General features: G+C 41.3%; 16 protein-coding genes. 10 read left to right on the forward strand and 6 right to left on the reverse strand.

Annotated elements, in window-relative coordinates; translation table 11 throughout:
* Positions 1–44: 44 nt before the first annotated feature.
* The 3 genes from PY092_RS13890 to PY092_RS13900 all read right to left on the reverse strand — a co-directional run bounded on the left by PY092_RS13890 (position 45) and on the right by PY092_RS13900 (position 2,699).
* Positions 45–947, reverse strand: a complete 903-nt coding sequence (locus PY092_RS13890) for a DMT family transporter (protein WP_275616405.1) — start codon at positions 945–947, stop codon at positions 45–47.
* A 67-nt stretch (positions 948–1,014) separates the two neighbouring features.
* Positions 1,015–2,109 (reverse strand): redox-regulated ATPase YchF, encoded by a 1,095-nt coding sequence (gene ychF / locus PY092_RS13895; RefSeq protein WP_275616406.1) that lies wholly within the window; start codon positions 2,107–2,109, stop codon positions 1,015–1,017.
* A 236-nt stretch (positions 2,110–2,345) separates the two neighbouring features.
* Positions 2,346–2,699, reverse strand: a complete 354-nt coding sequence (locus PY092_RS13900; RefSeq protein WP_275616407.1) for a 4Fe-4S dicluster domain-containing protein — start codon at positions 2,697–2,699, stop codon at positions 2,346–2,348.
* Between the two features lie 85 nt (positions 2,700–2,784).
* Between PY092_RS13900 and PY092_RS13905 the strand changes: the two genes are divergently transcribed.
* The 8 genes from PY092_RS13905 (at position 2,785) to PY092_RS13940 (ending at position 10,810) form a co-directional block, all read left to right on the forward strand.
* Entirely contained in the window at positions 2,785–3,825 is a 1,041-nt protein-coding gene (locus PY092_RS13905) for an acyl-CoA reductase (RefSeq protein WP_275616408.1), read from the forward strand.
* A gap of 71 nt (positions 3,826–3,896) precedes the next feature.
* Positions 3,897–4,961, forward strand: a complete 1,065-nt coding sequence (serC, locus tag PY092_RS13910) for a 3-phosphoserine/phosphohydroxythreonine transaminase (RefSeq protein ID WP_275616409.1) — start codon at positions 3,897–3,899, stop codon at positions 4,959–4,961.
* Positions 4,962–4,994: 33 nt separating this feature from the next.
* Positions 4,995–5,318 carry a four helix bundle protein gene (locus tag PY092_RS13915; protein WP_289623254.1) on the forward strand — a complete coding sequence of 108 codons (324 nt, stop codon included), beginning with the start codon at positions 4,995–4,997 and terminating at the stop codon, positions 5,316–5,318.
* 26 nt (positions 5,319–5,344) lie between these two features.
* Positions 5,345–6,301, forward strand: a complete 957-nt coding sequence (locus PY092_RS13920; RefSeq protein ID WP_275616410.1) for a D-2-hydroxyacid dehydrogenase — start codon at positions 5,345–5,347, stop codon at positions 6,299–6,301.
* Positions 6,302–6,374: 73 nt separating this feature from the next.
* The gene (locus tag PY092_RS13925; protein ID WP_275616411.1) at positions 6,375–7,013 is read left to right on the forward strand and encodes a DUF937 domain-containing protein; all 639 of its coding nucleotides are present in this window, start codon (positions 6,375–6,377) and stop codon (positions 7,011–7,013) included.
* 70 nt (positions 7,014–7,083) lie between these two features.
* Positions 7,084–7,542, forward strand: coding sequence for a DUF6146 family protein (locus PY092_RS13930; protein WP_275616412.1), 459 nt, complete (start codon positions 7,084–7,086; stop codon positions 7,540–7,542).
* Positions 7,543–7,573: 31 nt separating this feature from the next.
* Complete coding sequence (locus tag PY092_RS13935; RefSeq protein ID WP_275616413.1) at positions 7,574–8,089, forward strand: DUF6787 family protein; 516 nt, start codon at positions 7,574–7,576, stop codon at positions 8,087–8,089.
* Between the two features lie 435 nt (positions 8,090–8,524).
* Complete coding sequence (locus PY092_RS13940; RefSeq protein WP_275616414.1) at positions 8,525–10,810, forward strand: TonB-dependent receptor; 2,286 nt, start codon at positions 8,525–8,527, stop codon at positions 10,808–10,810.
* A gap of 32 nt (positions 10,811–10,842) precedes the next feature.
* Here the strand turns inward: PY092_RS13940 and PY092_RS13945 are convergent, their stop codons facing one another.
* From PY092_RS13945 to msrA, 3 genes are read right to left on the reverse strand one after another with little or no spacing between them, the layout of a single operon-like run.
* Entirely contained in the window at positions 10,843–11,139 is a 297-nt protein-coding gene (locus PY092_RS13945) for a hypothetical protein (RefSeq protein WP_275616415.1), read from the reverse strand.
* A gap of 40 nt (positions 11,140–11,179) precedes the next feature.
* A complete protein-coding gene (gene folE / locus PY092_RS13950; RefSeq protein ID WP_275616416.1) occupies positions 11,180–11,779 on the reverse strand; it encodes a GTP cyclohydrolase I FolE in 600 nt (199 codons plus the stop codon).
* The gene (gene msrA / locus PY092_RS13955; RefSeq protein ID WP_275616417.1) at positions 11,766–12,329 is read right to left on the reverse strand and encodes a peptide-methionine (S)-S-oxide reductase MsrA; all 564 of its coding nucleotides are present in this window, start codon (positions 12,327–12,329) and stop codon (positions 11,766–11,768) included. The genes folE and msrA overlap by 14 nt, the downstream gene beginning before the upstream one ends.
* A 218-nt stretch (positions 12,330–12,547) precedes the next feature.
* On the opposite strand from msrA, the gene PY092_RS13960 reads away from it, so the two are divergent.
* A complete protein-coding gene (locus PY092_RS13960; RefSeq protein WP_275616418.1) occupies positions 12,548–13,216 on the forward strand; it encodes an ABC transporter ATP-binding protein in 669 nt (222 codons plus the stop codon).
* A gap of 1 nt (position 13,217) precedes the next feature.
* Positions 13,218–13,982, forward strand: a complete 765-nt coding sequence (locus PY092_RS13965) for a TIGR02757 family protein (protein WP_275616419.1) — start codon at positions 13,218–13,220, stop codon at positions 13,980–13,982.
* Positions 13,983–14,006: the final 24 nt, after the last annotated feature.

Genomic DNA, 14,006 nt, shown 5'->3' on the forward strand with positions numbered 1-14,006 from the left:
GTAGAAAGTAATCAACAATGAAAAACAATAATTGTTAATATATATCAGCCTTTAGCCCGCTTTTTGCCTTGGATTGACAGGTATGTCACCCCAAAAATAACAACCAGCATTCCAACCAACTGCCAATACGTGAGTTTTTCGTTCAAAAACACAAAGGCAAGCAAAATTGTGGAAATAGGCCCCAGGCTTCCCAAAATTGAAAAGTTGGAGGCGCCCAATCGTTCGATGGCCGCGGACACCAAAAATGACGGAATCAATGTCGCGAAAATGGCCATGGCCAAACCGTAGGCGTATACAGGCCAAGGATAATCCATAAGCCCCCAATTGCCGGATACCAAATAATGAATCACAATGCAGACGGTGGACACAATCATCGCATAGCAGGTAAATCGGAGTACACCAAATTTTGGAATCAACCAACCACTGCCCACCAAATAGGAGGCGTAGGTAATGGCGCTCAACAATACCAAAAAACCTCCCAATAATACTTCGTTGCCAGAGACATCCAATTCATCCCAAAAGGTAATGAGTACACCAACATAAGTTACAAGAATAGCAATGAATTGTACCCGAGTTATCTTTTGCCTAAAAATCAACCAGCTCAGGAATACCACAATGGTCGGATATACAAAAAGGATGATTCGTTCCAAGCCTGCTTTGATATAATTCAATCCTTCAAAATCGAAATAACTGGCCAAATAATAGCCCACAAAGCCAAAAAGAAAGAGCCATGCAAAATCTTTGGTCTCAATTTTTGCTTTTGCCGATTTCTTTCGAATCAGGAATAGAATAAAAATGTAAAAAGGAAGGGAGAACAGCATCCGGAACAATAATAAATCGAGCGTATCCACATTGTAGCGGTACGCTAATTTCACCATTACGGCCTTGGAGGAGAATAGTACCACTCCCAAGACCCCGTATAAAATCCCCAAGCTTTTACTGGACATATAGCAAAGCTATTTTATACCCAGAAATTGGAAAACCATGAATTGTATGGATTACAATGCCCAGCGCTTATACGTTGAATCTAAAGTGCATCACATCACCGTCCTTGACAATGTATTCTTTGCCTTCCACACGCATACGGCCAGCCTCTTTCACTTTGGCTTCACTACCATATTGTACATAATCGTCATAAGAGATGACCTCGGCACGGATAAAGCCTTTTTCAAAATCGGTATGGATGACACCTGCGGCTTGTGGAGCTGTCGCCCCAACAGGAATGGTCCAAGCACGGACCTCTTTTACGCCTGCGGTAAAATAAGTTTCCAAATCCAGTAGTTTGTATGCGCCGCGGATCAATTTGGCCGACCCTGGCTCGGAGAGTCCCAAATCTTCCAAGAACATTTGACGCTCTTCATAGGTCTCCAATTCGGTAATATCCGCTTCTGTTCCCACTGCCAAAAAGATAACTTCGGCATTTTCGTCGGCAACGGCTTCTTTTACCTTTTCAACGTAGGCATTTCCTTCAACAGCTGCTCCTTCGTCCACATTGCAAACATACATTACGGGCTTGTCTGTAATCAACTGTAACGGTTTTACAAATTCTTCACGATCATCTTCGCTAACTTGAATGGCCCTAACAGATTTCCCAGCCTCCAAACCTTCTTTCAGTGCTGAAAGTACGACTTCTTCCTTTTGTGCTTCTTTGTTTCCGGTTTTGGCGGCACGCTTCACTTTATCGAGCTTCTTTTCCACACTCTCCAAATCTTTCAATTGCAATTCCATATCAATGGTCTCCTTGTCCCTGATTGGATCTACGGAACCATCAACGTGCACCACATTGTCGTTATCAAAACAGCGTAGTACGTGAAGAATGGCATCGGTCTCACGGATATTCCCCAAAAACTGGTTCCCAAGCCCCTCTCCTTTACTTGCTCCTTTTACCAGACCAGCAATGTCCACAATCTCCACAGTAGCTGGGAGAACACGTTCTGGATTTACCAATTCTTCCAATTTTTCCAAACGTTGGTCGGGCACGTTGACCACACCAATATTAGGCTCAATGGTACAAAAGGGGAAGTTGGCACTTTGTGCCTTTGCATTGGATAAACAGTTGAAAAGTGTTGATTTTCCTACATTGGGTAACCCTACAATACCTGCTTTCATCTAATTCTTTGTGTTTTGAGGCTGCAAATATAAGTTGAAGTTTTGGTACTGGTGCCTAATAACCTTGAATCAATAAGTAAAAGCCCATAAAAACCAGGGCGATAATACCAAAAATGGCAATCAAGGACAGTATACATCCCACCTGTTTCCAAATACCATTGTATGCTTTCTCTTTTTCTTGCATAAAAAAACCCGAACCATTTAAGATTCGGGCTAAATTAAATGTTTTTTATTGCTTAACCATCGGGGTGCATGAACTTTTGCTTGCCCAATAGTTCTTCCTCGGTTTCCTCGTGGTCTTCATCGGGAACACAACAATCAACCGGACAAACGGCCGCACATTGTGGTTCTTCGTGAAACCCTTTACATTCTGTACATTTATCCGGAACTATATAATAAAGTTCGTCGCTAACAGGTTCTTGAACTTCATCTGCATTGACCTCTTTTCCGTTAGGTAAAACTACATCGCCGGTCAGTGAGGTTCCTTCGCTATATCTCCACTCATCCGCACCTTCATAAATTGCTGTGTTGGGGCATTCCGGCTCGCAAGCACCACAATTTATGCACTCATCTGTTATAATAATTGCCATAATTTTCTTTTCCTTTTGGGCTGATTCCTATCAGCATGCTTACTTTTGACAAAAATAAACCCTAGTAAATTAGTGTACAAATTTAATGGCACCAGATAGAAATACCATAGATGCTTTTGTTAAACTTGGAAAATACCTAACGGATTTTTGTGATAAATGTTATTCCAACGCTCCACAGGTTGATCAAGGTTTAAAGGAAATCATTGCGCGGGCAGGTCACCAAAACGGGTGGTTTACCGAGGACAACATTCTGTTTTCCTTACAACAATGGGGCGATTTGCTTACTGAGAAAAATATAAAGGACTGGTTGAGCAACTATTCATTTAATGAGAATAGCGAACCAAAAACCATAGGCATCGTAATGGCGGGGAACATCCCATTGGTGGGCTTTCACGACTTTTTATCTGTGTTGCTATCAGGAAACAAAGTCTTGGCCAAGCTATCGTCCAATGATAAAGTGTTGCTACCATACATATCCAATTATTTAATTCGACAAGAGCCCTCACTATCGGATAAAATCGAATTCACAGAAGACAAACTCGAGAATTTTGATGCGGTCATCGCTACAGGAAGCAACAACACCAGCCGCTATTTTGAATACTATTTTGGAAAGAAACCCAATATCATCAGAAAAAATAGAAATTCGGTTGCGGTGCTTATCGGAAATGAAACCGAGGAAGAGCTAAAAGCGCTCGGAGAGGATATTTTCAGGTATTACGGATTGGGTTGCCGAAATGTGTCCAAAATCTATGTGCCTAAGGGTTATGATTTTGATTCCCTTTTTAATGCCTTGTTCCATTATCAGGACATTATCCATCAACATAAGTATGCCAATAATTACGATTACAACAAGGCGGTTTATTTAATGAGTGAATTCAAAATCCTGGATAACGGCTTTTTGATTTTGAAAGAGGACGAGGCGCTCACCTCCCCTATTTCTGCTTTGTTCTATTCGTATTATGACGATGAAACGAGCTTGAGAGAAAAGCTGCAGTATATGGAAGAACAAATTCAATGCGTGGTTTCCAATGCAGAAAGAGATATAAACTTCGGAGATACCCAAAAGCCAAGTTTAAGCGACTTTGCGGATGGAATCGACACCATGGAATTCCTATTGAAACTTTAAGATAATCCTAACCTTTGGAACCGTTTATAGATCCAACAATTTTTTAGACCTTTACTCCTTAAACCTAGTCAATGAAAAAGCACAATTTTAGCGCAGGTCCATGTATTTTACCTGCAGAGGTAATGTTAAAGGCTACCGAGGCCGTTCAGGAATTGGATGGTATCGGGCTTTCACTTATTGAAATCTCGCACCGCAGCAAAGAGTTTGTGGCCATTATGGAAAAGGCACGCTCCCTCGCCCTAGAACTTTTAGGGCTTGAAGGTAAAGGATATCAAGCCTTGTTCCTTCAAGGAGGGGCAAGTATGCAGTTTTTAATGACGGCTTTTAATCTATTGGACAAAAAAGCAGGTTATGTAAACACAGGAACCTGGAGCCAAAAAGCCATTAAGGAGGCCCGCTTGTTCGGCGATATTATCGAAGTAGCCTCCTCCCAAGAAGATAATTTCAAGTATATCCCCAAAGGCTTTGATATTCCATCCGATTTGGATTATCTGCACCTTACCTCCAACAATACCATTTACGGAACACAGTTCAAGGAATTCCCAAAAACCGATGTACCATTGGTGTGCGATATGAGCTCGGATATTTTTTCCAGACAAATGGACTTTTCCCAATTTGACCTGATTTATGCCGGTGCCCAAAAAAACATGGGACCAGCAGGGACTACACTTGTGGTGGTAAAAGAGGATATTTTGGGCAAGGTATCCCGTAAAATACCATCTATGATGGATTACTCGGTTCACGTAGCCAAAGACAGTATGTTTAACACCCCGCCCGTCTTTGCCGTGTATGTTTCCATGCTTACCATGCAATGGTTGAAGGATTTGGGCGGAATTGCTGCCATTGAGGAAATCAATGAGCGTAAAGCCAATTTGATCTATTCCGAAATTGAGCTCAACCCTGTATTTTCAGGAATTGCAGCCAAGGAGGACCGCTCGATCATGAATGCCACATTCAATATAACTGATGATGAATTAAAGGATGTGTTTGATGAAATGTGCAAAGAAGCTGGAATAAACGGAATCAATGGGCACAGATCTGTTGGCGGTTATCGTGCATCAATGTACAATGCACTTCCTTTGGAAAGTGTTGGCGTGTTGGTGGACATTATGAGTGAACTTGAAAAGAAAGGATAACTTTATTCAATTTTAAGTTCTAAATTTTGAATATTGATTGGAGAAAGAAGTTTTCAGTTCTCTTTACGTATCATCAAGTTGGTAAAAGACTTGAAGGAAAATAATGAATATATTTTCGCAAATCAACTTTTACGTTCTTCTACGAGCATTGGAGCCAACGTAGCGGAAGCAGGAGCAGGACAATCAAAGAAAGATTTTATTTCGAAAATGGCAATCGCTTCGAAAGAAGCGAGAGAAACAAGATATTGGTTAAGATTGATAAAGGAAGCTAATTTATCGCAATTGGAGCTGTCAGAATATCTTAATGAAATTGACCAAATCATTAAAATCGTGAAAACAAGTCAAAAAAGTATTTAGCACTCAAAATTTATAATTTAACATTTATGAAGGTAATATTGGCGAACGACGGAATTGCTCAAGAGGGAATCGATTTGCTTGAAAAAGAAGGCTTCGAAGTTAAAAATACCCGTGTTGCCGAAGAACAATTGGCAAACTATATCAACAAAAACAAAATTGAAGGATTATTGGTGCGTAGCGCAACCAAAGTCGATAAAAAACTTATTGATGCCTGTCCCGATTTAAAATTGATAGGAAGAGGCGGTGTCGGTTTGGACAATATTGACGTAAAATATGCCGAATCCAAAGGCATCAAGGTCTTCAACACGCCCGAAGCATCTTCGGAATCCGTAGCGGAATTGGTTTTTGCACACCTATTGAATGGTGTTCGGTTTTTGCATGATTCCAACAGAAATATGCCTTTGGAAGGTGATAGTCAATTCAAACAACTCAAAAAGAGTTACGCTGGTGGCATTGAACTTCGGGGAAAAACCTTGGGTATTGTAGGTTTTGGAAGAATAGGTCAAGCTACCGCAAAAATGGCGCTTGCATTGGGCATGGAAGTTATGTTCGCTGATCATCATACCAAAGAAGCGAGTTTGAACCTTTCTTTTTTTGACGGTCAATCCGTTGATTTTGCATTGAAAAGCAGCGAATTCAAAGAAGTTCTTGCAAATTCAGACTTTGTAAGTCTTCATGTGCCCGCACAAGACAAATATGTGATCGGCAAAAAAGAACTTGGACTCATGAAGCCTGGTTCTGCAATAATCAACACTTCGCGAGGCGGTGTTTTGGATGAAGTCGCCCTCGTTGAAGCCTTGGACACCGATCATTTGGCCTTTGCTGGACTCGATGTGTATGAATCAGAGCCCAATCCCGAAATCAAAATATTGATGAACCCCAAGATTTCACTGAGCCCACATGTTGGAGGTTCCACTGTTGAAGCACAGCAACGTATTGGTGTTGAATTGGCACAGAAAGTTATCAAATTGCTAAAACCATAGGTTTTTTAAGCCCGATTACCCTTTGAAAACCGACTTTTTTGTACATTGTCGCTTTAACCTTAACACTAACACAATGTCAGGATTATTGGATTTGATCAACAGCCCCATGGGCAAACAGTTGGTCAGCGGAGTTGCTGGGCAAACCGGACAACCCGAAAATAAAACAGCAGAAGTTTTGAGCATGGCCATGCCCCTATTAATGGGCGCCATGAAAAAGAATGCATCCACCCCTGGGGGAGCGCAAGGATTAATGAACGCCCTATCCTCCAAACACGATGGTGGTATTTTGGATGATTTGGGTGGATTTTTTGGTGGTGGCGTGGACCAGAATGTTATGGACGACGGAGCAGGCATTCTTGGTCACGTTTTTGGTTCCAAACAACCTCAGGTTGAAAATGCCCTTAGCACCAAATCAGGAATCGATGCAGGTTCCATATCACAAATTTTGAAAATCGCTGCACCAATCCTTTTGGGATATTTGGGCAAACAGACGAGACAGCAAAATGTGAGCAGTCCTGACGGCCTTAATGGTTTGTTGGGCGGATTGATGGGTGGCAACAAAACAGCGGCCAAACAACAATCTTTGATCGAGACCTTTCTGGATAGTGATGGCGATGGTAGTGTCATTGATGATTTGGCCGGGATTGCCCTTGGGGGTAGTCAGAAAAAAAGTGGCCTTGGCGGAATACTGGGGGGACTTTTTGGAAAGTAAGAACATCTGCTTAACGATATTTAACAGGGCCGCTTGAGTTTTCAAGCGGCTTTTTTTGTATTTTAAGATTATGAAAAGGAAAAATATAAGCCTATTACTGTTTGGTCTGATGCTTTGTATCGGACTGGTTTCCTGTACCTCGCAAAAATCAACCTTGGATGTTACCAGTGAGGAGAAAGCCCTTTTTGATTCCGATGATGAAGAGCCTGTTGAAATAGCCGATGACGAAACCGAATACGAGATCATCATCATAGAACCGGGTTTCAACACGTGGTTAAATTCCATAGCCCGTCCAGAAGGATACTACTCACAATCATTTTTGGAGAGTAGGAATGCCATAATGGTTACGACTTGGAACCAGAGAGCAATGCAACCGCTCAGATGGAATCCCAACCTGTACGAAATGCAAATCAATTACGATCCGAGCATAGATTATGGGTATGAGGTCAATTACAAACTTTACAATTACTTCATTTATTTTCAAAGAAAATATAATCAACGGTTAGGTCCTTTTCTTCCAAGAATTTAAAGTATTATTTTTGCCATCAATCAATTGAGGCATGCAAAAATTAAAACAACGTTGGGAAATCCAAAAGAACTGGCAAATTCTTTTTCCACTTTTGGGTGCTGCATTAACGCTTTTGACTTCTTATTTTATTGTCCAAGGCTTCGTCCATTCATTCGGATTCAATGGTTATGCCTATGATTGGCTCATTCTTATTGTTGTCACTCCCATACTCTATTTTGGTTTGGTAAAATTTTTTCTTTGGTGTTTTAAAAAGGTGGAGAATAAATGGAAAGTAGATTATAAATGGGAAATGATCGCCATTTTCATCGTTTTCGCACTGACGGGAAGTGCTGCAGGAAAATTGGCTGGTCCATTGGTGCATTGGATTGGATTGGACAATGAAAATGTACACGGAGCAGTATACTGGACACTACGTATTCTTCTTATTTTTCCTATTTATCAAATCCTTCTTGTTGGTATCGGCTGGTTGTTCGGCCAGTATCAATTCTTCTGGAATTTTGAAAAAAAGATGCTGAAACGTATGGGTTTAGGGGTATTCCTTAAATAGTTTAAGGTTTCCTTAACACAAAAAGAGTGGCAACCTTGGTTATTTTACGTAATTATGATTACCAACCTCCACAAGTGTATATTCATATTGGGTTTCCTACTGATGGTGGTGGTCATATTAGCTCCTTCTATTATAAAACTAGGGCACGCTTTGTATAAGCATAATCAAGAAGCACAGTGTATTACCAATGGTGTAAATCATGTTCACCATGGCAGATTGAATAGTGATTTCCATGATTTTACCCTGGCCAATAAGGTGCTCTTCAACTCATCATTTACCTACTTTCCTGTCGAAATACCGGAAATAAGGTACACGACATCAGTCTACACCTTCATTTACAAGCCCAAAGAGGTTTCTTTCCGGGATTTACGTGCACCCCCGTCAGTTTCATAATGATTGCCGATCGATTTAAGTTTTTACCTTTTATTTTTTACAATGAAACAATTTTATATTTCAATGCTTCTGGCATTGACGTCTATTTATACCTTTTCACAAAATACACTTTCAGGAAACATTTCCGATGTTGAAACTGGCGAGCCTCTAGAACAGGTCTCGGTATATATTCCGCAATTGGAAAACGGAACCGTAACCGATTTGAATGGAAATTTTTCCTTGAGGAACTTACCTGAGGGAAATTATAAACTGGTTATTTCCTATATCGGGTTTGAGACCTACTCCACTTCCATAGAAATCAATGCGGGAAGCAATCAATTTGATTACCAAATGGCCCCATCAGCTATAGAAATGGACGAAGTGGTCCTTTCCACTCCATTCCACAAACTACAACGCGAAAATGTGATGAAGGTGGAGCAAAAATCCATGGAAGAACTTAAGCAACAAGGAGGGATAACACTATCCGAAGGAATTACGAACATCCCCGGGGTTTCCTCCGTTTCAACAGGTGTTGGAATCGGAAAGCCCGTTATCCGAGGATTGAGTTTTAACCGTGTCTTGGTCTACACGCAAGGTGTTCGCCTTGAAAACCAACAGTATGGTGGCGAACATGGTTTAGGCGTCAACGATGCTGGTGTGTCCAGTGTAGAGGTGATCAAGGGACCTGCATCTTTGCTTTATGGTTCCGATGCATTAGGTGGGGTACTCTATTTAAATCCTGAGAGGTTTGAAAACTCAGGAGAAACATCGGGCGATGTGAATATGAGATATTTCACAAATACTCTGGGTTATAATGCTAATGCTGGATTTAAGACTTCTGGAGATAAATTGAAGTTTTTGGTTCGTGGCGCCTACGCTTCCAATGCAGATTACGAAACTGGGGATGGAACCAGTGTTACCAATTCCAGATTTAAGGAGGCTGACCTAAAAACGGGACTTGCCTATCAAGCCTCAACGTTTAAAACGGAACTCCGCTACAACTATAATACTTCGGATTTGGGTATTCCCGAAGAAATAGGGGTTCAGAACAACGACCGTGACCCCTTGATGCCCTATCAAGAGTTATCCACTCATATTTTGAGCTCCAAAAACAATTTCTTTTTCAAAAAATCGAGCCTAGAGGCCACTTTCGGTTATACGGTCAACAATAGAAAAGAGTTTGAGGAACATCATCATGAGGAAGAGCACGAACACGAAGAAGGTGAAGAACATGATGATGAAGAGGAAGAGCATGAGGAAGAAGGTCACGAAGGCGCCGCACTGGACATGCGTTTGAGCACGTTCAATTACAATATTCAGTTCAACCCACAATGGGGTAGAATGACGACCATTTTCGGGGTTCAAGGAATGCATCAAACCAATGAAAACTTTGGGGAAGAAGTATTGGTGCCCAATGCCACAACCAACGATTTTGGGGTTTTGGCCACCTCACACATCCATTTCAATAATAGTGACCTTCAAATTGGATTGCGATATGACCTTAGATCCATCAATGGCGAAGCAAGTGGAATCGAAGGGGATGAGGAATATATCCCAGCTTTGGACAAAGATTTCAACAGCTTCAATGCTGCCATGGGGTATCGTATGGATTTAACCCAAAATATTGTAGGCCGATTGAACTTGGCCACTGGATTCAGGGCTCCGAACTTATCTGAATTATCATCCAATGGATTGCACAGTGGGGCCAACCGTGTGGAAATCGGGAACCCGGACTTGGATAGCGAGCAAAACTTTCAGGTTGATTTGGCTTTGGAATATGGAAACAAACATCTTGAAGCTTATATCAACTCGTTCTACAATATTGTAAACGACTACATTTATTTGGAGCCGACCGGAGAATTTAGGGAAATGGATCCGATTTATGATTTCCAGCAGCAAAATGCGATTTTGTATGGTGGTGAATTTGGGTTCCATTTGCACCCCCACCCTATTGATTGGCTGCACTTGGAAAGTAGTTATGACATTGTTTTTGGTAAATTGGAAGATAATTCCAATTTACCCCTGATTCCTGCCAATCGCTGGACAAATACGTTCAGAGTGGAATGGAAAAAAAGAAATCAGGACTACAAATGCTATGCATTCGTAACGCTTCAAACACATTTTGACCAGAACAAAGTGGCTGATTTTGAAACACCAACTGGTCGATATAACCTATTTAATGTTGGTGTTGGCGGTGACATGAAAATCTTCAATCAAAAGGTGGGATATTCCATTACAGGAAACAATCTTTTTGACAAGAACTATATCTCACACCTTTCTAGATTAAAGGCGGATGGCATAGCCAATATCGGAAGGAATATTTCTTTCAATTTGAATGTGCCGTTGTAACGAACAGAAAATTCATCAATATAAAATCAAGGTCAATCTTTCATGGATTGACCTTTTTTCTTACTCAACAAATAGGTATAGATCCAAGTGAGGGTAAAGGTGGGAATCACATCCATACCAGGTACCAATTCTTCGGTAAAAGTGATCAAACCTGCTGCTTGCCCTACCCTGCCCTTGTACAAACGGGTCATGAGCCAACCAGCAAGTGGTGCCCAAATCACATCGGAAAATTCCCCAATCCCAGGAATCACAAAGGATAGCATACCAATGCCATCAAACAAAAAACCCAATAGGAGATTGCGGTACTTGTTATCGTTTTCTTCTGTCATAAGGGAAAAATAGCAATTCCAACTTAATTGAAAAAGCGGTTTAAGACAAATCGGCGCTGATCAACTTCAAAAATTCGTTTCGGGTTTCGATTTTTTCAAACTGTCCGCGGAATCCAGAAGTCGTGGTAACCGAGTTTTGTTTTTGCACCCCACGCATCATCATGCACATGTGGGCAGCTTCAATCACTACGGCAACCCCCTTGGGTTTCAATGTATTGTTGATGCATTCCAAAATATCATGCGTCAGTCGTTCCTGCACTTGCAATCGACGTGCAAACACATCGACCACACGAGGTATCTTGCTCAAACCAACAATGTGTCCGTTGGGAATGTAGGCAACATGTGCTTTTCCAAAAAACGGAAGCATGTGGTGCTCGCAAAGGGAATACAGTTCAATGTCCTTGATAATGACCATATCGTCGTAATCCTCGGCAAACATAGCTCCCTTAAGGATTTCCACTGCATCCTGTTTGTAGCCTTGGGTAAGGAAAAGCATAGCTTTGGCCGCACGCTCTGGGGTTTTTAGCAGTCCTTCACGTTCCACATCCTCCCCAATGTCGGTCATGATGTTGGCAAAATGGTCCTTGACTTCATTGGTGATTTCAATATTGTACTCTTCGAGGTTTCTATACGGTGCCATGCTTTAGTTTTTTTGAAAAATAGTTATTCAGTTTTTTGATTTTTGGGTCAATTATAATCTGACAATAGGGTTGTTCCCGGTTATCATTGTAATAGTTATGATGCGCTTCTTCTGCCAAATAAAAGGGTTTTTCCGAAGATACGGCCGTTACAATGGGAGAATTAAAAATGTTTTCTTTTCCCAATAGTTTGATGAAATCCTCCGCCAACTGTTTCTGTTCAGGATTGGTATAGAAAATTTCGCTACGATATTGTGTGCCTATGTCGTTGCCTTGTCGGTTCAGGGTCGTGGGGTCGTGTGTGGCAAAAAACACCTCCAATAACTCAGCATACGATATTTTTGATGGGTCAAAAGTGATTTTTACTCCTTCAGCATGACCGGTTCGTCCAGTACAAATCTCACGATAAGCAGGATTTTTAATGGTTCCGCCCGTATAGCCGGATACTACCTCCACTACTCCATCAAGCCGCTGAAAAACAGCTTCAGTACACCAAAAACAGCCACCAGCAAAAATGGCGGTTTCCAATTTTGAATTATTTTGTTTATCCATTTTTTTTCAAAATTAAACAATATTTATTCGGAAAAATAAACCCTAGCAAATATTTATTCCTTCTTTGGTCGAATCCATCTTCATGAACTTATCTGTTCAAACTAATTGTGATTATTTGTTTTAATCAAAAATCAATCAAATTGACAAATTTATATTCTGAAAATGCAATCTTTGCGATACAACAGTAATCATTATCTTCGACCAGCGAAGTTGTACTTATGATAAAGGCCACAAATATTCAAAAAAGTTACGGAGACCTCAAGGTTTTACAAGGGGTGGATTTGGAAATAAAAAAGGGTGAGGTAGTTTCCATAGTCGGGGCATCTGGCGCAGGAAAAACCACCCTTTTACAAATTTTGGGTACTTTGGACATTCCTACCAACAAAGGCGAAAGCACCTTATTGATCAACGACACTGATGTAAACCAGCTCAACGACAAGAATTTGGCCCAATTCCGAAATGAACATATTGGGTTTATTTTTCAGTTTCACCAGTTGCTTCCCGAATTTACGGCTTTGGAGAATGTCTGTATTCCCGCTTTTATCAAAAAAACACCGAAATCCGAAGCTGAAAAGCGTGCCAAGGAATTGTTGGATTTTTTAGGATTAAAAGATCGCTACGACCATAAGCCGAATGCGCTCTCAGGAGGAGAACAGCAACGTGTTGCCGTGGCTCGTTCCCTAATGAACAATCCCTCTGTGGTTTTGGCCGATGAGCCCAGTGGGAATTTGGATTCCGAAAGTGCGGATAATTTGCACAAGCTGTTTTTTCAACTACGCGATGAGTTTGGGCAGACCTTTGTTTTGGTAACGCATAACCTCCAATTGGCAGATATGGCGGACCGAAAGCTCACGATGGTGGATGGTTTGATTATTTCCAAAGACTGATATGACCAAAGCAGAACTCAAGGACTTTTTGGATACTAAGGTGTTGGACTACAACCATCCCAGGTTTTTAGAAGATGACCCCATTCAGATTCCTCACCTGTTCACCCAAAAGGAAGATATTGAAATCAGCGGATTCTTGACGGCTACCATTGCTTGGGGCAACCGCAAGAGTATTATCAACAATGCAACAAAATTAATGGGATTCATGGGCAACGCTCCATACGATTTTGTAATGGCCCATACCGAGGATGACTTGGATAAGCTTTCCCCTTTTGTGCACCGAACTTTTAATGGAATAGACCTTGGTTACTTTGTAACCAGTCTCCAAAATATCTATAAAAATCATGGTGGTTTAGAGACTGTCTTTACCGAACACCAGACCAAGGATTCCATGCAGCCTGCCATTTCCAGGTTCAAGGAACGGTTTTTTGAACTGCCCCATCAAAGTCGAACTCAAAAACATGTTTCCGACCCAAACAAAGGGTCTGCGGCCAAACGCATCAACATGTTTTTACGTTGGATGGTCCGCGACAATAGTACAGGCGTGGATTTTGGATTATGGAAAGGCATCTCCCCTGCCAAACTCTCCTGCCCGTTGGATGTACACTCAGGCAATGTGGCCCGTAAACTAAAACTGCTCAAACGCAAACAGAACGATGCCAAAGCCCTACAGGAATTGGACAAAAACTTAAGAAAACTGGACCCTACCGACCCTGTAAAATATGATTTTGCGCTATTTGGGTTGGGGGTTTTTGAGAGGTTTTAGTTCAAAATCAGGTTGTAAAGCCAT

This window comes from Flagellimonas yonaguniensis (assembly GCF_029193885.1).
Classification (GTDB): Bacteria; Bacteroidota; Bacteroidia; order Flavobacteriales; family Flavobacteriaceae; genus Flagellimonas; species Flagellimonas yonaguniensis.

Coding starts and splice junctions, on each gene's coding strand:
- PY092_RS13890 (WP_275616405.1), bottom strand. CDS start 947: ATGTCCAGTAAAAGCTTGGGGATTTTATACGGGGTCTTGGGAGTGGTA.
- ychF (WP_275616406.1), bottom strand. CDS start 2,109: ATGAAAGCAGGTATTGTAGGGTTACCCAATGTAGGAAAATCAACACTT.
- PY092_RS13900 (WP_275616407.1), bottom strand. CDS start 2,699: ATGGCAATTATTATAACAGATGAGTGCATAAATTGTGGTGCTTGCGAG.
- PY092_RS13905 (WP_275616408.1), top strand. CDS start 2,785: ATGGCACCAGATAGAAATACCATAGATGCTTTTGTTAAACTTGGAAAA.
- serC (WP_275616409.1), top strand. CDS start 3,897: ATGAAAAAGCACAATTTTAGCGCAGGTCCATGTATTTTACCTGCAGAG.
- PY092_RS13920 (WP_275616410.1), top strand. CDS start 5,345: ATGAAGGTAATATTGGCGAACGACGGAATTGCTCAAGAGGGAATCGAT.
- PY092_RS13925 (WP_275616411.1), top strand. CDS start 6,375: ATGTCAGGATTATTGGATTTGATCAACAGCCCCATGGGCAAACAGTTG.
- PY092_RS13930 (WP_275616412.1), top strand. CDS start 7,084: ATGAAAAGGAAAAATATAAGCCTATTACTGTTTGGTCTGATGCTTTGT.
- PY092_RS13935 (WP_275616413.1), top strand. CDS start 7,574: ATGCAAAAATTAAAACAACGTTGGGAAATCCAAAAGAACTGGCAAATT.
- PY092_RS13940 (WP_275616414.1), top strand. CDS start 8,525: ATGAAACAATTTTATATTTCAATGCTTCTGGCATTGACGTCTATTTAT.
- PY092_RS13945 (WP_275616415.1), bottom strand. CDS start 11,139: ATGACAGAAGAAAACGATAACAAGTACCGCAATCTCCTATTGGGTTTT.
- folE (WP_275616416.1), bottom strand. CDS start 11,779: ATGGCACCGTATAGAAACCTCGAAGAGTACAATATTGAAATCACCAAT.
- msrA (WP_275616417.1), bottom strand. CDS start 12,329: ATGGATAAACAAAATAATTCAAAATTGGAAACCGCCATTTTTGCTGGT.
- PY092_RS13960 (WP_275616418.1), top strand. CDS start 12,548: ATGATAAAGGCCACAAATATTCAAAAAAGTTACGGAGACCTCAAGGTT.
- PY092_RS13965 (WP_275616419.1), top strand. CDS start 13,218: ATGACCAAAGCAGAACTCAAGGACTTTTTGGATACTAAGGTGTTGGAC.